The sequence below is a fragment of the Nocardia testacea NBRC 100365 genome (assembly GCF_000308775.1).
Lineage (GTDB): Bacteria > Actinomycetota > Actinomycetes > Mycobacteriales > Mycobacteriaceae > Nocardia > Nocardia testacea.
The window spans coordinates 1-17,139 of record NZ_BAGJ01000155.1; the positions used below are offsets into that span (position 1 = coordinate 1).

18 protein-coding genes are annotated in these 17,139 nt (G+C 68.8%); 6 read left to right on the forward strand and 12 right to left on the reverse strand.

Annotated elements, in window-relative coordinates; translation table 11 throughout:
• The 3 genes from ON38_RS21265 to ON38_RS36175 all read right to left on the reverse strand — a co-directional run.
• On the reverse strand, window positions 1–1,753 hold a 1,753-nt coding region (locus ON38_RS21265; RefSeq protein ID WP_039826691.1), incomplete at its 3' end, for an ABC-F family ATP-binding cassette domain-containing protein.
• Between the two features lie 120 nt (window positions 1,754–1,873).
• The gene (locus ON38_RS21270) at window positions 1,874–2,842 is read right to left on the reverse strand and encodes a 4-(cytidine 5'-diphospho)-2-C-methyl-D-erythritol kinase (RefSeq protein WP_051165038.1); all 969 of its coding nucleotides are present in this window, start codon (window positions 2,840–2,842) and stop codon (window positions 1,874–1,876) included.
• Between the two features lie 103 nt (window positions 2,843–2,945).
• Window positions 2,946–3,092: a hypothetical protein gene (locus tag ON38_RS36175; protein ID WP_157181834.1), complete on the reverse strand. Its 147-nt coding sequence runs from the start codon at window positions 3,090–3,092 to the stop codon at window positions 2,946–2,948.
• Between the two features lie 34 nt (window positions 3,093–3,126).
• Between ON38_RS36175 and ON38_RS21275 the strand changes: the two genes are divergently transcribed.
• Window positions 3,127–3,336 carry a heavy-metal-associated domain-containing protein gene (locus ON38_RS21275; protein WP_039826713.1) on the forward strand — a complete coding sequence of 70 codons (210 nt, stop codon included), beginning with the start codon at window positions 3,127–3,129 and terminating at the stop codon, window positions 3,334–3,336.
• A gap of 30 nt (window positions 3,337–3,366) precedes the next feature.
• On the opposite strand, the gene rsmA is transcribed toward ON38_RS21275, so the two are convergent.
• The 4 genes from rsmA to ON38_RS21295 all read right to left on the reverse strand — a co-directional run bounded on the left by rsmA (window position 3,367) and on the right by ON38_RS21295 (window position 6,847).
• Complete coding sequence (rsmA, locus tag ON38_RS21280; RefSeq protein ID WP_373281239.1) at window positions 3,367–4,233, reverse strand: 16S rRNA (adenine(1518)-N(6)/adenine(1519)-N(6))-dimethyltransferase RsmA; 867 nt, start codon at window positions 4,231–4,233, stop codon at window positions 3,367–3,369.
• A 64-nt stretch (window positions 4,234–4,297) separates the two neighbouring features.
• Complete coding sequence (locus tag ON38_RS21285) at window positions 4,298–4,480, reverse strand: hypothetical protein (RefSeq protein WP_169333287.1); 183 nt, start codon at window positions 4,478–4,480, stop codon at window positions 4,298–4,300.
• A 151-nt stretch (window positions 4,481–4,631) separates the two neighbouring features.
• On the reverse strand, window positions 4,632–5,468 hold the full coding sequence (locus ON38_RS21290; RefSeq protein ID WP_039826694.1) for a TatD family hydrolase: 837 nt from the start codon (window positions 5,466–5,468) through the stop codon (window positions 4,632–4,634).
• 170 nt (window positions 5,469–5,638) lie between these two features.
• Entirely contained in the window at window positions 5,639–6,847 is a 1,209-nt protein-coding gene (locus ON38_RS21295; RefSeq protein ID WP_083872960.1) for an RNA-guided endonuclease InsQ/TnpB family protein, read from the reverse strand.
• Between the two features lie 310 nt (window positions 6,848–7,157).
• On the opposite strand from ON38_RS21295, the gene metG reads away from it, so the two are divergent.
• Window positions 7,158–8,723 (forward strand): methionine--tRNA ligase, encoded by a 1,566-nt coding sequence (metG, locus tag ON38_RS21300; protein ID WP_039826695.1) that lies wholly within the window; start codon window positions 7,158–7,160, stop codon window positions 8,721–8,723.
• 11 nt (window positions 8,724–8,734) lie between these two features.
• Here the strand turns inward: metG and rsmI are convergent, their stop codons facing one another.
• A complete protein-coding gene (gene rsmI / locus ON38_RS21305; protein WP_039826696.1) occupies window positions 8,735–9,583 on the reverse strand; it encodes a 16S rRNA (cytidine(1402)-2'-O)-methyltransferase in 849 nt (282 codons plus the stop codon).
• Window positions 9,584–10,395: 812 nt separating this feature from the next.
• Here rsmI and ON38_RS21310 point away from each other — a divergent pair.
• Complete coding sequence (locus ON38_RS21310; protein ID WP_039826697.1) at window positions 10,396–12,015, forward strand: dolichyl-phosphate-mannose--protein mannosyltransferase; 1,620 nt, start codon at window positions 10,396–10,398, stop codon at window positions 12,013–12,015.
• Window positions 12,016–12,125: 110 nt separating this feature from the next.
• Here the strand turns inward: ON38_RS21310 and ON38_RS21315 are convergent, their stop codons facing one another.
• Window positions 12,126–12,485 (reverse strand): GntR family transcriptional regulator, encoded by a 360-nt coding sequence (locus ON38_RS21315; protein WP_039826698.1) that lies wholly within the window; start codon window positions 12,483–12,485, stop codon window positions 12,126–12,128.
• Between the two features lie 29 nt (window positions 12,486–12,514).
• Entirely contained in the window at window positions 12,515–13,789 is a 1,275-nt protein-coding gene (gene arcA / locus ON38_RS21320; RefSeq protein ID WP_083872962.1) for an arginine deiminase, read from the reverse strand.
• 125 nt (window positions 13,790–13,914) lie between these two features.
• Here arcA and soxR point away from each other — a divergent pair, with 125 nt between their 5' ends.
• Entirely contained in the window at window positions 13,915–14,481 is a 567-nt protein-coding gene (gene soxR, locus ON38_RS21325; protein ID WP_083872964.1) for a redox-sensitive transcriptional activator SoxR, read from the forward strand.
• Here the strand turns inward: soxR and ON38_RS21330 are convergent.
• Both ON38_RS21330 and ON38_RS21335 read right to left on the reverse strand, forming a co-directional pair.
• The gene (locus ON38_RS21330; protein WP_051165033.1) at window positions 14,402–15,316 is read right to left on the reverse strand and encodes an SDR family oxidoreductase; all 915 of its coding nucleotides are present in this window, start codon (window positions 15,314–15,316) and stop codon (window positions 14,402–14,404) included. The two genes, soxR and ON38_RS21330, sit on opposite strands and share 80 nt — an antisense overlap.
• Window positions 15,317–15,412: 96 nt before the next feature.
• Window positions 15,413–15,988, reverse strand: coding sequence for a TetR/AcrR family transcriptional regulator (locus ON38_RS21335; RefSeq protein WP_039826700.1), 576 nt, complete (start codon window positions 15,986–15,988; stop codon window positions 15,413–15,415).
• Window positions 15,989–16,085: 97 nt separating this feature from the next.
• On the opposite strand from ON38_RS21335, the gene ON38_RS21340 reads away from it, so the two are divergent.
• Together ON38_RS21340 and ON38_RS21345 are read left to right on the forward strand one after the other, a co-directional pair.
• Window positions 16,086–16,307, forward strand: coding sequence for a hypothetical protein (locus tag ON38_RS21340; protein ID WP_039826701.1), 222 nt, complete (start codon window positions 16,086–16,088; stop codon window positions 16,305–16,307).
• Between the two features lies 1 nt (window position 16,308).
• Window positions 16,309–17,127 (forward strand): SGNH/GDSL hydrolase family protein, encoded by an 819-nt coding sequence (locus tag ON38_RS21345; RefSeq protein ID WP_039826702.1) that lies wholly within the window; start codon window positions 16,309–16,311, stop codon window positions 17,125–17,127.
• The last annotated feature ends 12 nt before the right edge of the window (window positions 17,128–17,139 follow it).

Sequence of the window (17,139 nt, forward strand, 5' to 3'; positions counted from 1 at the left end):
CCTGGATATCTTTGAGTTCCGCGCCCAGCGTCATCAATTTGTCGGGTTCGGTGGCGGCATCGGCCAGCGCCGCGTGCAGGGCCGTCTCCCGTTCGCCCAGTTTGTCGATGGCACGTTCCAGCCGGGTCAGTTCCTTACGGGCCGCACGGTAGGCCGCGGAATCGGTCTGCGGAGCCGTCGTCTGCGATTGTGTCGTCGCGCGGGTGGAACCGGCGGCCGCGAGTTCGGCACGGCGGCGCAGGTACTGGGTTATCCCTCCGGGCAGGTTGGTGAGCGCGCCGTCACCGAACAGCGCCCAGGTGGTATCGCAGATCCGCTCGACCAGGTAGCGGTCGTGGCTGATCACCACCAGAGTTCCGGCCCAGTTGTCCAGCAGGTCCTCCAGCTGCTGCAGGGTATCGATATCGAGGTCGTTGGTCGGCTCGTCCAGCAGCAGCACATTGGGCTCGGCCATCAGGATGCGCGTGAGTTGCAGGCGGCGCCGCTCGCCACCGGACAGGTCGCGTACCGGGGTGCGCTGGCGGGCCGGGGTGAAACCGAGCCGTTCGGCGAGCTGCCCGGCGGACAGCTCCAGCGCCTTGCTGCCCTCGCCCAGGGTGATGCGCATGGCGATCTGCTGTACCGCCTCGAGCACCCGCATATCGGTGGGCAGATCGTCGAGTTCCTGCCGCAACCAGCCGATCCGCACGGTCTGGCCCTGGATCCGTTTGCCCGATACCGGGTCGACATCCCCGGCGAGCGCGCGCAACAGCGTGGTCTTGCCCGATCCGTTCACCCCGACCAGACCGACCCGTTCTCCAGGAGCGAGCCGCCAGGTGAGATCGCGGACCAGCTCCCGGCCGTCCGGGGTGGCGAGGGTGGCGTCCTCGAGTTCGATCACCACCCGGCCCAGCCGCTTCTTCGCGAACGCGGTGAGCGAGACCGAATCGCGTGGCGGCGGCACATCGGCGATCAGCGCCTCGGCGGCCTCGACCCGGTAGCGCGGTTTGGACGTACGGGCCTGCGGGCCACGCCGCAACCAAGCCAGTTCCTTGCGCGCGAGGTTGCGGCGGCGGGCCTCGGTCGCATCGGCCTGACGGGCGCGTTCGGCCCGGGCGAAGATCCAGTCGCCGTAGCCGCCCTCGTAGGTTTCGACCCGGCCGCCCACCACCTCCCAAGTGCGGGTGGCGACCGTGTCCAGGAACCAGCGGTCGTGGGTGACGACGACGAGCGCGCTACGCCGGGCCAGCAGGTGTCCGGCCAGCCATTCGACCCCTTCGACGTCGAGATGGTTGGTCGGCTCGTCGAGAACCAGCAGATCCAGCTCCCGCACCAGCGCGGCCGCCAAGGCCACCCGGCGGCGTTCGCCGCCGGACAGGTTGGTGACGGAGGTGTCCAGACCGAGGTCGGCGATACCGATACCGTCCAGCACCGACCGGATCCGCGGGTCGGCGGCCCATTCGTGTTCGGCGAGATCGCCGGTGGGCGCGTCGTCGGCCAGCCCGGCCAGCACCACGTCGCCGACGGTGGCACCCTCGGGCAGCACGCCCCGCTGGGTGACCACCGCCATACGCAGCCCGCCGAGCCGGCTCACCCGGCCGCTGTCGGGCTCCTCGATACCGGTCAGCACCTCCAGCAGGGTGGTCTTCCCGCCGCCGTTGAGGCCCACCACCCCGATCCGGTCGCCGGAGTGCACACCGAGCGATACTCCGTCGAGCAGCGGGGTGATCCCGAAACTCTTGCTGACCTGTTCGAGGTTGATCAGGTTGGACATGGATCCTTCCGCCTCCGGCTGCCGGCCACGCCTCTACGGGGCCCAGCTCAGCCTAATGGGCGCTGGTGAGCGCAGCCCACCCGCAGCCCGCGCAGGGCCACGGCGAAACGGGTCCGGTGATCAGGCGCGGCGCGGGCCCGGCCCGGGGTCGGGCGCCGGGTGGTGCGGTTCCTCGTGGCCGATCACCCGCGCACCCGGTACCGGCCCGGTGGCCGTGCGCACGCTGCGGGCCACTCCCGCACCGGACAGTTCCGCCGCGACCGCCACCGCCGATTCCGCCGATTCGCACAGGAACGCGCAGGTCGGACCGGATCCGGAGATCAGACCGGCCAGAGCGCCGACCTCGACGCCCGCCCGCAGCGTGCGGCGCAGCTCGGGGCGCAGCGAGACAGCGGCGGCCTGCAGATCGTTGCCGAGCAGAGGCGCGAGCTGATGCGCGTCACCGGAGGCCAGTGCCTGCATGATCTCCTGGGGTTCGCCGAGCCGGGGTGGTTCGCCCTGGACCCGCAGCCGGTCGAGTTCGGTGAATACCTCGGGCGTGGACAGTCCGCCCTTGGCCAGCGCCAGCACCCAGTGGAAGGCGTTGCGGGACAGCACCGGGAGCAGGCGTTCCCCGCGCCCGGTGCCCAGCGCGGTGCCACCGTGCAGGGCGAAGGGCACATCGCTGCCCAGTTCGGCGGCCACCGCGGCGAGCTCGTCCCGGTTCATTCCCAGTTCCCACAGCTCGTTCAGGCCGACCAGCGCGGCGGCCGCGTCGGCGCTGCCGCCGGCCATCCCACCGGCGACCGGGATGCCCTTGTCGATGGCGATCTCCACCAGCGGCGCACGTCCGGCCACCTGGGCGAGCCGGACCGCGGCCTTCCACACCAGATTCGTCCGGTCGGTGGGAACTTCGGCTGCGCCCTCCCCGGTGACCCGCAGGGTGAGCGAGTTGGCCGGGGTGATCTCCAGGTCGTCGGCCAGCGAGAGTGCCTGGAATACGGTGGTGAGCTCGTGGTAGCCGTCGGCGCGCAGATCACCCACTCCCAGATGGAGGTTCACCTTCGAAGGAGCCCGCACGGTGACGGGACTGGGCACAACGGACAGCACGGTGACCCAGCCTAATAGGCGCAGTTGGGCGAAGCCCATCCCCAGCCGCCGGACGGCGCCGCCGGATCACCGGGACGACACCGGACCGCGTCGCGCCCGGCCGTCAGAACATTCCGTGTGGGATCGCGGCCGGGTCGGGCACCGCCTGGACGACGTCCCAGTGTTCCACGATCGTGCCCTTCGGGAAGTCGGGCGCGAGCGCTCGGGCCGACTCGTTGCGGCCCGTACCCCCGGGGGGTATATTGGACATGGTCCCGCACGGGAACGAGCACGAAGGAGATGTCATGGCCACGACCAGCACCTACACCGTCACCGGAATGACCTGCGGACACTGCGTCCAGTCGGTACAGACCGAGATCGGCAAGATCGACGGTGTCACCGGCGTCGACGTGGACCTCGCGTCCGGCCGGGTCGTCGTCGAGGGCAGCGGTCCCATCGCCGATGCCGATATCGCCGCGGCGGTGGACGAAGCGGGTTACGAGATCGCCCGGTAAGCAGGGCGATCGGAATCGATTCCGGAGGGATCAGGACTGCGCGGCGAGTCGGACGAAGGCCGCGGTGTCCAGGGTTTCCCCGCGGGCAGTCGGTGCGATCCCGGCGGCGAGCAGCCGCCGCTCGGCTTCCGCGGGGCTACCCGCCCACCCCGCCAGCGCGGCGCGCAGCGTTTTGCGGCGTTGCGCGAAGGCCAGATCGACCACCTCGAAAACGCGGAGCCGATGCGCTTCGTCGACCGGCCACGGCGGTTCGGTGAACCGGTCGATACGCACCAGACCCGATTCCACCTGCGGCACCGGCCAGAACACCTGCCGGCCCACCGCGCCCGCCTTGCGCACGGTGCCGTAGAACCCGGCCTTCACACTGGGCACCCCGTACACCCGGCCGCCCGGTTTCGCGGCGAGCCGGTCGGCCACCTCGGCCTGCACCATCACCAGCGTGGTGGTGATACTCGGGAACTCGGCGAGCAGATGCAACAGCACCGGCACGGCCACGTTGTAGGGAAGATTCGCGACCAGCGCGGTCGGCGCCACCGCCAGCGCCGCCGACCCGATCCGCAGTGCGTCACCCGGGATCACGGTCAGCCGCTCGGCCAGCGGAGCGGCCCGTTCCCGCACCGTCGCGGGCAGTTGCCCGGCCAGCACCGGATCGATCTCCACCGCGAGGACGGCATCCACCACATCCAGTAGCGCCAAGGTCAGGGAACCGAGACCGGGCCCCACCTCCAGCACGGTATCCGCCCGCCCGACACCGGCCGCGGTCACGATGCGCCGGACGGTGTTGCCGTCGTGCACGAAGTTCTGGCCGAGCTGTTTGGTCGGGCGCACACCCAGGCGCTCCGCCAGTTCGCGCACCTGCGCGGGACCCAGCAGTTCGGCCTGACCACGCACCATCATCTCGGCATCGGACACCGGGAGAACCTACCAACCCGGGCCCGGACGCCCACGCGGGCGGGAAGGGTCAGGCGGCTGCCGGCTCCAGCGAGTACGACACGCCCGCCGGCGCGGAGTGCGCCCGTTCGCCACCGGAGTCGTGGGTGATGATGGCCGCACCGGCGCCGGCGATCAAGGTCAGCAGCACAGCGGCGATGACCAGGTACAGCAGGGGTGAGCGTGAGGAGTTGATCCTCGCAAAGGGTGACACGGTCACGAGACGATAACGAAGCCGCCGGGCCCCGACAAGGGCTACGAACCGACCCGTCGATTCTTCACATCTCCGGACGTCCCTCGCACCCCAGGTAGACGAAATCCCAGCCCCTTGAATTGTGATTTGCATCACTCTAGATCAACAGGGGTCAGGTGCGGCCGAATCGATAGATACGGCGAGCGTTCGCGGTGCTGATCTCGGCCAGTTCCCCCGGGTCCTGGCCACGGATCTCGGCGACCGCGCGCACAGTGTAGGGCAGGCAGTACGGCTCGTTCGGCGCACCCCGGTACGGGTGCGGGGTCAGATACGGCGCGTCGGTTTCGAACAGCAGTTGCTCGTCGGGCACCACCCGCACCGCTTCCCGCAATTCGTGCGCGTTCTTGAAACTCGCCGTCCCCGAGAAACTCAGGACATATCCCTCGGCCACACACGACACCGCCATATTCGCGTCCGAGGAGAAACAGTGGAAGATCACCGTCTCCGGGGCGCCCTCGTCGAGCAGCACGGTCAGCAGGTCGTGATCGGCCTCTCGGTTGTGGATCATCAGCGGTTTGCCGAGGCGCTTCGCCAGATCGATATGCCAGCGGAAACCCTCGATCTGAGTCTCGACATCCGCGCACCCCTCGAGCTTGCCCGGCCAGTAGTAGTCCAATCCGGTTTCCCCGACCGCCACCACCCGGGGGTCGGCGGCCAGCTTCTCCAACTCCGCCCGCGCCGCGTCGTCGAGCGCGTTCGCCCGGGTCGGATGCAGCGCGACCGCGGCGTACACCCGGTCGTCCCAGTTCGCGGCATCCACGGCCCAGCGCGCGGCGGTGAGATCGTCGGCGACGGTGACCACCCTGCCGACACCCACCCCGGCCGCCCGGTCCACCATCTCCGCCACCGAGGCGGCGTCGGTGGCGCCACAAGCGTCCAGATGGGTGTGCGCGTCGACCAGCGGGGTCAGTGGCTCCGGCAACGGCGGCGCGGAACGCCGGCCACTCATCGGCCGGCCACCTGTCGCCGGCCGGCCGAGCTTACCGGGGGACGAAACTCTCGTACGAAGTCACGAAGAGGCACAGTCCTCACAGTAGAGCCACAGCCCGTACTCTCTCATGCCAGGAACACGGAGCCGAATCGGTCTCCAGTCGGCCCCCATGATGGAATCGACACACCTTAACCCTTCCCCACGGCTGGAGCCGGGGGATTTTCAGCTCGGACCGCACGACCGACCGCCCCGGAAGGAGACCGGCAATGTCTTACGTCGTCGACACCGACACGGTCGAGTTCTCCCGTGGCCGCCATCAAGATCACGGCAGCGGCGTTTCGGTCGCGGTCTGCGGCATGCCCGCAGGCCTGACAACGGAAAGCACGTACCTCCAACGCGAGCCGCTGCTTGGCTCTCGCACCACAACTCGCGCAGGTCATCGTCGTATATGCGGGCGGCACCAACACCACCCTCCGCCCCGCCCGCCTGGCACGCTCGATCAGCTCCCGCTTCGCGGCACCGACCGCGGCATCCGCCGCTTTTCGGGCCATCGTCGAACGGAACAAGAATCCGGGGTTGAAGTCCTCGACGGCAATCGTGTGATGGTTCCCGACCACACGCTTCGCCCACACCCGGGCATCGTAGGTGTTCTGCCGAGCCGCCTTCTTGTGCAGTCTCGCAGCTTCGCGCCGTGCCCGCAGATACCCGGCACTGGGTGCGTGCCCACGTGCCCGGCGACGGCGCGCCATCGCGCGCTGCGCCCGAGCCAGTTCCGCAGCGCATCGCTTCCGGTGCCCGCCGTAGGGCAGATCGTAAGCCGGGTCGGTGGTCGTCGCCGTAGTGGACACACCCCAGTCGATACCTATACCACCCGATACGACCGGGGCAGCGACGATTTCGCGGTGCACCACGAACGACGCATACCAATGACCGAGCGCGTCCCGGTACACACGCACCGAGGTCGGCTCCGACGGCAGTTCCCGCGACCACACCACGGGAATCGCTACCTTCCCCGGCAACCGGAGACGACCGTCCTTGATCGAGAACCCCCGCCTGGTGTACTCCAGCGACGGCAGACAGCTCTTGCGGGACTTCACCGTGGGCCTGCCCCGGCCTTTCACCCTGAACGACTCATCCAGGGCCCGCGCATAGGTGCGCAGCGTCTGCTGCTGTGCGACTTGCGAGCCTTCCCGCAACCAGGCGACACGCCCGCGCGCTTCGGTCAGCATTCTCGACAGCTTCCCGAATGTCGGTGCGCTGCCGATGCGTTGCTGGTGGACGGCTTCGTTCCAAAGGAAGCGGCATCGATGCCACTCGGAGCCCAACGCCCGACCCGCGTGTGCACCCGGACGCAAGCGATAGGTGTAGCGCACGATTTCCCCCACGCCCGACAACATACGGCATCGAATTGCCTGCTCCTGTCGTGGGGCGGGAGGCCGTGCCTCGCCACGCGCGCCTATCCGTCGGTTGTGCACCGCGGTTCTGGAGACAACGACCGTCCAACAGACCGAGCGCCGACCTTCGCAGGTATTGCGTGCCGGGCGCCCCGCCTCCGATTCTCGCCCGCCGCCCCACAGACCGATTCGTATTTCGCCGCCTCAGCCAGCGGCGCAATCCTGAAAGAATGAACGCTATGCCGAGAACCCGAACGCCTGCTCCTCGATCAGTCCCCGCACCCGGCAGCGGACGTTTGCTCGGGAGTATCCGATGAGCGCAGTCGATCGTCCCGCCTTCTATATCACCACGGCCATCGCGTACCCCAACGGTGCGCCGCATATCGGGCACGCCTACGAGTACATCTCCTCGGACGCGCTCGCCCGGTTCAAGCGGCTCGACGGGTACGACGTGTTCTTCATGACCGGAACCGACGAACACGGTCAGAAGATGCAGCAGACCGCCGCCGCCGAGAACATCCCGGTGGAGGAACTGGCCGCCCGTAACTCCGATGTCTTCGAGCGGATGGACAAGACGCTCGACGTCTCCTACGACCGGTTCATCCGCACCACCGACGCCGACCACCAGCTCGCCAGCGCGGCCATCTGGCAGCGGATGCTGGACAACGGCGATATCTACCTCGACAACTACTCGGGCTGGTACTCGGTACGCGACGAAGCGTTCTACACCGAGGAGGAGACCACGCTGCTCGACGACGGCAGCCGCGTCTCCACCGAAACCAACACCCCGGTGACCTGGACCGAGGAATCCAACTTCTTCTTCCGGCTATCGGCCTACCAGGACAAACTGCTCGCGCTCTACGACGAGCACCCCGAGTTCATCGCACCGGCCACCCGGCGCAACGAGATCGTGAGCTACGTCAAGGCCGGTCTCAAGGACCTGTCCATCTCCCGGACCACCTTCGACTGGGGTGTGCCCGTCCCCGATCACCCCGACCACGTGATGTACGTCTGGGTGGACGCGCTCACCAACTACCTCACCGGCGTCGGCTTCCCGGATACCGGGTCGGCCGCGTTCCAGAAGTACTGGCCCGCCGATGTGCACATCATCGGCAAGGACATCAGCCGCTTCCACACCGTGTACTGGCCGGCGTTCCTGATGTCGGCGGGGATCGAACTGCCGCGCCGGGTCTTCGTGCACGGCTTCCTGTACAACAAGGGCGAGAAGATGTCGAAGTCGGTCGGCAATGTGGTCGACCCGCTGGACCTCGTCGAAGCCTACGGCCTCGACGCCGTGCGCTTCTTCCTGCTGCGCGAGATCTCCTACGGCCAGGACGGCAGTTACAGCCACGAGGCGATCGTCTCCCGGATCAACGCCGACCTCGCCAACGAATTCGGCAACCTGGTGCAGCGCAGCCTGACCATGGTCGCCAAGAATTGCGGCGCGGCCGTCCCCACCCCCGGCGAGTTCACCGCGGAGGATCGCGCGCTGCTCGACCGCGCCAACGGTCTGCTGGAACGCTGCCGAGCCGAATTCGATGCCCAGCAGATGCATCTGGCCCTCGAACAGATCTGGCTCACCCTCGGCGAGACCAACCGGTACTTCAGCGCCCAGGCGCCGTGGGCGCTGCGTAAATCGGGCACCGACGAAGACCTCGCCCGGATGGCCACGGTCCTCTACGTCACCCTCGAGGTGGTCCGGATCGTGGCGATCCTGGTCCAACCGGTACTGCCCGGCTCGGCCGCGCGGATCCTGGACCTGCTCGCCCAGCAGGACCGCGATTTCGCCGCGCTCGCCACCCCGCTGGTACCCGGTGTCGCGCTCCCGGCCCCCGAACCGGTGTTCCCGCGCTATGTGGAGCCGAAAACCGAGGACTGATCCGCGCCGGATCAGTCCACCGCGGCGCGGCGGGCAGCCAGCACGGCGTCGTAGAGTTCCCGCCGGGACACCCCGGCGACCTCGGCGATCTCCGCGCTCGCGTCCTTGAGACGCAGCCCCGCCGCGGCGCGCTCCTCCACCTGCGCCACCAAGTCCTCCGGATCGACCACGGTGGCCGCGGCGCCCGCGAGCACCACGGTGATCTCGCCGCGCGCCCCCTCCACCGCCCACTCGGCGAGTTCGGCCAGCGTGCCGCGCACGACCTCCTCGTAGGTCTTGGTGAGTTCCCGGCACACCGCGGCCCGGCGATCCCCGCCCAGGACCTCGACCGCGTCGGCCAGGCAGTCCGCCAGCCGGTGCGGGGCCTCGAAGAACACGCACGCCCGCTTCTCCCCCACCAACGTGCCCAGCCACTCCTTGCGCCGGCCCGACTTCCGGGGTGCGAAACCATCGAAACAGAACCGGTCCACCGGAAGCGCCGACAGCGCCAGCGCCGTCGTCACCGCCGACGGCCCGGGCAGACAGGTCACCGGCAGCCCGCGTTCGGCACAGGCCGCCACCAGCCGATAGCCGGGGTCGCTGACCGACGGCATCCCGGCATCGGTCACCAGCAGAACACGACGGCCGTCCGCGATCTCGGTCAGCAGCGCCGGGACCCGCGCCTCCTCGACGTGATCGTAGAAACTGATCACCCGTCCCCGGATCTCCACCCCGAGCGCGTCCGCCAGCGACCGCGTCCGCCGGGTGTCCTCCGCCGCGACGATATCGGCGCTACCGAGCGCCTCCCGCAACCGCGGCGAAGCATCCCCGATCGCCCCCAGCGGTGTCGCCGCCAAGATCAGCCCACCCTCGGTCACCACGCTCCTATCTTTTGGCGGCGCCTTCGGCGCCGCGGGGTTGAGGCCCCCTGGTGTCTCGCCGTTTCGGCCTCGAGCCTTGGCCGAAGGTGCTCAATGGTCGCACTCTCTGGGCGGCTCACCGCACATCGCGGGCGCTTTCGAGGCCGAACGGCGAGACGGGCCTCAACCCTTTCAGGTGTCTCGCAAAACTCGACGCAGCCAGATTACGTCGGCGTTCGATCCGGATCGGCAGGTGGACCGGAGGGGTGGCACCGACCCGGGCCGCCGAAGACGAGGGTGGGCTGGTTCGCGAAGGTGGACATGTGGGCTTGCTCGTGAAGGTGCTGTGTTTTTGGCGCGCTGGCGCGCGCGGGGTTGAGGCCCCCTTGTGTCTCGCCGTTTCGGCCTCGAGACTTGCGCTTCGCGCGGGCGCTTTCGAGGCCGAAACGGCGAGACGGGCCTCAACCCTTTGAGGTGTCTCGTAAAACTCGACACATGTGGTTGCGTGAGCATTCGAGGTCCGGGTCGGATGCCGACTCGACCGCTCGGGTCGGCTTGCGGTGATGTCGGCATTCGAGGTCCGGGTCGGATGCCGACTCGACCACCTCGGTGACCCTGGCGTCCGAGCCGGATCTTCACGCACGTGGCCGCACCCGTCTTGGTGCCGAGTCTTACGAGGCCCTGAAAGGGTCGAGGCCCGTCCCGCCGTTCAGGCCTCGAAAGCGCCCGCGCGAAGCGCAAGTCTCGAGGCCTGAACGGCGGGACCTTCGGGGGCCTCGACCCCGCGGTGCCGAAGGCACCGCCAAAAAAACACAGCACATAAGCTCACCACCGTGACTCAGCTGACCGAACCGCGGCGCCGCGCGGCCTGGCGGCCGCAGCGCACCTGGTCGAGTCCGGCCCCGCTGCGGCCGGCGCCGGATTTCGGTCCCACCGATACCGCGCGCGGCTGGGTGGTCAGCCTGTTCCTGACGGTGGTCGCGGCCATCACCCGCTTCACCATGCTCAACTATCCGACCGATGCGGGCACGCCGGTCTTCGACGAGAAGCACTACGCCCCACAGGGGTGGCAGTTCCTCACCGGCGGAATCGAGGACAACCCCGGTTACGGGCTGGTGGTGCATCCGCCGGTCGGCAAACAGATGATCGCCGTCGGGGAGGCGCTGTTCGGCTACAACGGCTGGGGGTGGCGGTTCTCCGCCGCGCTGGCCGGTACGGTGCTGATCCTGCTGGTCATCCGGATCGTGCGCCGGATGACGCGCTCCACGATGCTGGGGGCGCTGGCCGGGATCCTGCTGATCGCGGACGGGACCACGTTCGTCTCGTCGCGGATCGGGATGCTCGACATCTTCATCACGGTATTCGTCACCGCCGCGTTCGGCTGCCTGATCGTCGACCGTGACCAGGTGCGGGCCCGGCTCGCGCGCGCCGACGCCGAGGGCCGGATCGGGGAGACCCCGTGGGGCCCACGCCTGGGTGTGCGCTGGTGGCGGTTCGGGGCGGGGGTCCTGCTCGGCCTGGCCTGCGGCACCAAATGGTCCGGGCTGTACTTCATCGCCGCGTTCGGGCTGATGAGCATCCTGTTCGATCTGTTCGCGCGCCGCACCTACGGCGTGGGCAGACCGGTATACGGCACCGCCGTGCGCGATCTCGGCCCCGCCCTGTACGCGCTGGTGCTCGTTCCGCTGGGCGTGTACCTGGCGAGTTATGCCGCCTGGTTCCGGAGCGAAACCGCCGTCTATCGCTATATGGCGGGCAACCCGTCGGCGCCCGAGGACGGAATCGGCACCGGTGGCTTCTGGTCGCATCTGGTGCCCGACGCCATGCGGTCGCTGTGGTACTTCCACTCCCGCACGCTCACCTTCCATTCCGAGCTCACCAATTCCGCCGGCAACCATCATCCGTGGGAATCCAAACCGTGGACCTGGCCGATGGGGTTGCGGCCGATGCTCTACTACTACGCCGACGACGGGGTCACCGGCTGCGGGCAGACCGAATGCGTGAAAGCGGTCATGCTGGTCGGCACTCCCGCCCTGTGGTGGGTGTCGCTGCCCGTGCTGGCGTGGGGTATCTGGCGCTGGATCGTCCGCCGCGACTGGCGGTACGCGGCCGTGCTCACCGCCTATGGCGCCGCGCTACTGCCCTGGTTCCTGACCCTCGACCGCCAGATGTACTACTTCTACGCGGTCACTCTGGCCCCGTTCCTGGTGATGGCGGTAGCACTGGTGCTGGGCGATATCCTCGGCACCGCCAGACGCCCGGTCGCCCGCGGCCCCGACGGCGAGTTCCTGCCCCCCGCACCCAGCGAACGCCACAGCCTGGGCCTCCTGGTGGTCTGCCTCTACCTGGCCCTCGTAATAGCCAACTTCATCTGGCTCTGGCCCATCCTCACCGGCCTACCCATAACAGCGGGCAACTGGCAAGACCACCTCTGGCTCCCCAGCTGGAGATAACCAGCACACCCGGAATCGGGCCGTCGAATGCCGACGCAACCCCATGTGTCGAGTCCTACGAGACACCCACCTTCACGAACCAGCCGGACCCATCTCCCCGTGCAGCCCGCTCATGCGCCCAGCGCAACCCGCACGTAGTGGACCGCGTCCTCCCCGTCCAACCCCAACCGCCGTATCGCCGCCACGTACTCCGAGGCCGCCCGGCCCGCCGCGTCGGCGGTGGGATCGCCGGAGGAGGCGATGAACGAGCCCAGCCGGCCGCGGGTTTCCAGGACTCCGTCCTGTTCCAGTTCGCGGTAGGCGCGGGCCACTGTATTGGGGGCCAGGCCGAGCTGGGCGGCCAGGGCCCGCACCGTGGGGATCTTGGTGCCCGCCGCCAGTTCGCCCGCGCGGACCCGGGCGATGACGGCGAGCCGCAATTGTTCGTACGGCGGGACGCCCGAATCGTGGGACACCGTGATCTCGAGCATGGCTCGTTCTTACCGCATCGGACCGGATTTCATACCGGATCCCGGGCAAGCGGGCAGGACAGGCAGCGCGGTCCACCGCGGCCCGAGCCCAGTTCCGAACCGGGTATGCGCAGCACTTCGATACCGGAATCTTCCAGCCGCGCATTGGTCATTTCGTTGCGTTCATAGGCGACGACGACGCCCGGGCTCAGCGCGAGGGTGTTGTTCCCGTCGTCCCACTGTTCGCGTTCGGCGGTGACCCCGTCGAGGCCGGTGTCGATCACCCGCAGTTTGTCGATTCCCATGGCGGCCGCGGCGGCGGGCAGGAACGGTTCGGGGCCGGTGACGACGCAGTCGTCCGAGGTGCCGTCGCGGGTGATCGTGTAGGCGGTCAGGGTTTCGCGGACGCCCGGATACATCACCACGGCGTCGGTGTCGACCATCGTGCACACGGTGTCCAGATGCATGGTGGCGCGGTTCTGCGCGATCGGGACCACCAGCACCGTATGTGCCAGGCGGTCGTCGAACAGGCTGCGCGCCAGCGCTTCCGCGCCGGCCGGTGAGGTCCGTTCACCCACCCCGACCGCCACCACTCCGGGCGCCAGCAGCAGCACATCGCCGCCTTCGATGGGCGCGGTATGTGATTCGTAGGCCCGGCGTACTCCGAGAAACCGCGGATGGAAGGCGTAGATGAGGTCGGTGAGGGAGGTTTCCCGGGCCCGGGCGGGAAGCGCCAGGGCGGTGATGGCGACCTTGGGCCCGACCCAGAACGAGGAATCGCGGGTGAACAACAGGTTCGGCAGCGGATCGATGACGAAGTCACCACCGTGGTGCATCCGCCGGACCAGTGAGGTGTTGTCGGCGGCGAAGGGCAGTTCGTCGAAGGTCATGCCCGCCATGAGAATCCGCGCCAGATCGGCGGCCGGTATCCCGCGTAGGTGACCGGCCAGATCGTCGGCGAGGGTGTGCCCGAGACGGCGGGCGTGTACGGCGGCGGAGATGCCCTGGATGCGAGCGGCCCCGCTCACCTCGAGCGTTTCGGTGAGCACATCGGCCAGCAGCGCGACCTCGACTCCGCGGTCGCGCAGCACCTGGGCGAAGATGTCGTGTTCCTGCTGCGCGCGTTCGACCCAGGGGATTCCGTCGAACAGCAGCTGGTCGTTGTTACGCGGGGTGAGACGACGCAACTCGTCACCGGGGCGGTGCAGCAGCACCGCGCGCAAGGCGCCGACTTCGCTGGTCACCCCGTAGCCGGCGGGGGAAGTGCGATTCTCGGCGCGGGCCCGGGTGGCGGGTGTCGGATCGGGTACGGCAGCTGATCCCATGTCCCGACACTAGTGCGCGAACGCGGCCCGGGCACGGGGACGCCGCCCGTTCGCGGGGCAGTTGCCCCGTTTCCGCCCCGACCTCCAGCAACCTGAAGTATTGTTCAGATAAAGGAGGAGTATCGATGCCGACAGCGGATTGGACAACCAAAGAGCTGACCCCCGGACAGCTTTCCGAGCGTAGTGGAGTAGCCGTGTCCGCGTTGCATTTCTACGAACGCGAAGGCTTGATCTCCAGCCGCCGGACCAGCGGAAATCAGCGGCGCTACACCCGTGAGACGCTGCGCCGGGTGGCGTTCATCCGGATCTCGCAACGGGTCGGCATCCCACTGAGCGATATCCGGGCCGCTCTCGACCGTTTGCCGGAAGGTCGCACGCCCACCCGCCGCGACTGGGAGACGCTGTCCACCGCCTGGCGCGAGGACCTGGACGAGCGGATAACCCAGCTGGTACGGCTGCGCGACAACCTGACCGGGTGCATCGGCTGCGGCTGCCTGTCCCTGGGTAGCTGCAAACTGGTGAACGAGAACGACCGGCTCGGCGCCGAGGGCCCGGGCGCGCGCGTACTGGACGTGCACCTGAACTGCCCCGAATCAGGCTGCGACGACACGCTCAGTGGGGTGCCGCAGAGTCCGGACTCGTTGTGCTCTCCGCTGGCCGATCCCGATTCACCGACTGCTTCAGCGTGCTGAACCGCAGGTTGGCCTGCCGCATCAGTAGTTCGTAGGGGAAGGCGAGCTTGCGCTTCCACCAGTATCCGAACCGAATATCGAACGAGCTGTACACCAGGAACCGGTTGCGTTCGATGCCCCTCAGGATCACCGCGGCGACCTTCTCCGGCGCCACCGCGTGCCGGGTGAACAGCGAAGTGACCCGCTGTACCCGTGGATGCTCCTTGTCCACGCCGACCAGGTCGAACGAGCGCACCAGCGGGGTGGCGACCGCGCCCGGGGTCACCACATGCACCGAGATACCGTGCTCGGCCAGTTCGAAGCGCAGTACCTCCGACAGTCCGCGCAGCCCGTACTTGCTGGCGCTGTAGGCGGCATGCCACGGCAGCGCCAGCAGTCCGGCCGCCGACGATACGTTCACCAGCGCGCCGCCCTGACCGGCGCGCACCATCGGCGGCACGAATCGCTCGATCACATTGATCGGGCCCAGCAGGTTGATATCGATCATCCGCCGCCAGTGCCGGATCTCCAGACTGTCGACCGTGCCCCAGACCGAGGTCCCGGCCACGTTCATCACCACATCGAGGCTGCCGAACTTCTCGTGCACGGTCGCCGCGAATTCGGCGACGGCGTCGTAGTTCGAGATATCGAACGCCTCGGCGATGAGCACCGTGCCGCCGGACCGTTCGATCTCGGCGACGGTATCCGCCAGCCCGTCGGCATCGATATCGGTGAGCACCAACCGCGCCCCGCGCGCCGCCGACGCCAACGCGGTCGCCCGGCCGATACCGCTGGCCGCGCCGGTGATCAGCGTTTTCGCGTTCTGCACCGATTTCCTGCGGTCGACCCGCCCCATGCTGCTACTCCCGATCGTCCGACTGCGCTGTCGGCAGCAGCCTACCGACCCGGAGACGAGCGGGCACAGCGGAAACGGCGGTCGGGCCGACCGCCGCTACAGCAGCGGGCGTACGAGCGCCCGGACCAGTCCCGTGGCGATCTCTCGTGCGGAGGCGGCCGAATGGGTGCCGCCGCTGTAGTAGTCCAGGAAGGCTTGCTGGAAACATGCGCCGACCAGGAGCGCGGCGACGGCGCCGGGGTCCGCGTCCGCGGCGATCCGGCCGAGGTCGCGCTCTGCCGCGAGATAGGCCGCGAAGGCGCCGACCGCCTTCTCCGGACCGGCGCCGTGTTCGGCCATGGCGGCGCGATGGGCCGCCATCCGCCGCGGGTCGGCGAGCAACGCGCCCAGCATGGGAATCGACTGGCGATAGAAGTCGAGTGTCACACAGGCCAGTTCGGTGAGATTTCCCGTCATCTCGCCCTCACCCGGGGCGATGTCCGCCCGCGCGGGGCCGGGCAGCCGCTCCCGGAGCACCGCCAGCAGCAGTTTTTCCTTGTCACCGAAATACTTGTAGAGCGTCGGCTCCGAGACGCCGGTGTGCTGCGCGATCTCCTTCGTGGTCGCGTGCACGACGCCCCGGGTCCGCAGGATGTCCGCGGCCGCGTCCAGGATCCGCTCGCGCGTGCTCATCTCGGTCTCCTCAAGTGCGCGCTTGACAGGTTAGTGAACACTAGCCCATCCTGGGTGGTTAGTACTTACTAACTAGACTCTTCCTGGAGGTTCGGCAATGCGTCTCGGTGACTTCGTCGCCACGAGTGGCACCGGCCATCTGGTACAGCAGGCCCTCGCCGGCGGGCACCGGGTCCGGACGGTGGTTCGCGATACCGCCGGCCCGGATCGTCCCGGTCCCGACGTGCGCGCCGGCGCCGCGCCGACCCCGGATGCGACCTTCCGCACCGCGCTCGCCGAGCCTGCCGCCATCGGGCACTCGATCTTCCGGGGGTACTGATATGCGACCCCGGAGCACCCGCGCACGGCTGCTGCTCGCTCTCACCGTCACGCTCGCCGCCGCCCTCGGCGCCGCGGGCACGGTCGGCTATCCGACCTTTGTGCGATCCCCGGCCGACTCGCCGGCCCAGGCCTGCGCCGGTGGAAAGCCCAGCGACGACCGGCCCGTCGTCGTGGCGGCCGGGGCCAGCATGACCCGCGGCACCCTCGGCGCCGACTGGGTCGGCGCGCTCCGGAAGCAGTTCGGCGATCACCGGGTCGTCAACGCCGGGGTCAACGGGAACACCAGCGCGGATCTGCTCGACCGCCTCGACACCGATGTCCTGGCCTGCCGGCCGGACGCCGTCGTCGTCCTGGTGGGAACCAACGACGTTCGCGCCGACGTCGCCCTGGACACCTACCGCGACAACCTCACCGCGATCGCGGACCGCGTCACCGCCGCGGGCACGACCCGGGTGGCGTTGATGTCGCTACCCCCGCTCGGCGAGGACCCCACGGACGAGATCAACCGCCGGCTGGCCGGATACAACCGGATCATCGCCGAAACCGCCGCCCGCACCGGCACCGACTACCTGCCGCTGCACGAGCGGATCGCCGGACTCGTCCGGCAACACGGCGACCCGAGCGCGCGCTACGACTTCGGCTTCGGCCTCGCGTTCACCGCCGCCGCCCAGCACTATCTGTTCGGGCGCAGCTGGGATCAGGTCGCGCACAGCCGCGGCTCGGAGCTGTTCGTCGACAGCATCCACCTCAGCGATCGCAGCGGCGCCGAGGTGGTCGACCTGGCCGCGAACTGGCTGGCGACCGCACCGCGCCGGTGATGTCACCGCCCG